Origin of the sequence: Carboxydothermus islandicus, assembly GCF_001950325.1 — a bacterium.
Classification (GTDB): domain Bacteria; phylum Bacillota; class Z-2901; order Carboxydothermales; family Carboxydothermaceae; genus Carboxydothermus; species Carboxydothermus islandicus.
Genome location: NZ_BDJL01000116.1, coordinates 1 through 444 on the forward strand (window position 1 = coordinate 1; position 444 = coordinate 444).

Genomic DNA, 444 nt, shown 5'->3' on the forward strand with positions numbered 1-444 from the left:
GTGGTTCCGATAACCCCTCTTTCTACGTCGTAAGTAGTGCTGATGGTACCATCATGGCAGGCCATACAGGTGTCATACACCGAACCCCACTGCAATAAGCTTCCCCCTACGGCAGTGTGGGTGGCGTGACACGCTGCACAGGCATCGGTGTTCTTCGAATAGTTACTGTGAATCCGGTATTGAGCTGGATTAGCTTCGTTTGGCAGGTAAATTTCGTTGGGATAATAAGTTACTCCGTCTACCGTTAGTTTCTTTACTGTGGGCGCATAGTACCCTTTATAAAGTACTCCGTTTACTGTTTTCCCGGGTACCAACAACTGCGCCGCCAGCGCACTTGTGCTAAACAGCACTATCATCAGCACCGTTAGCCCAAGTATCAATATCCTCTTCCTCAAAATGATACCCTCCTCTCTATTTATCCTTCAGCAACTCCTCCCCTCTCTC

Annotated in this window: 1 protein-coding gene; it reads right to left on the reverse strand. The window is 48.6% G+C overall.

Annotation, left to right across the window (positions count from 1 at the left end; all coding sequences use genetic code 11):
* Window positions 1–395 (reverse strand): cytochrome c3 family protein (locus ciss_RS09730; RefSeq protein ID WP_305764293.1); only part of this gene is annotated, 395 nt, incomplete at its 3' end.
* Window positions 396–444: the final 49 nt, after the last annotated feature.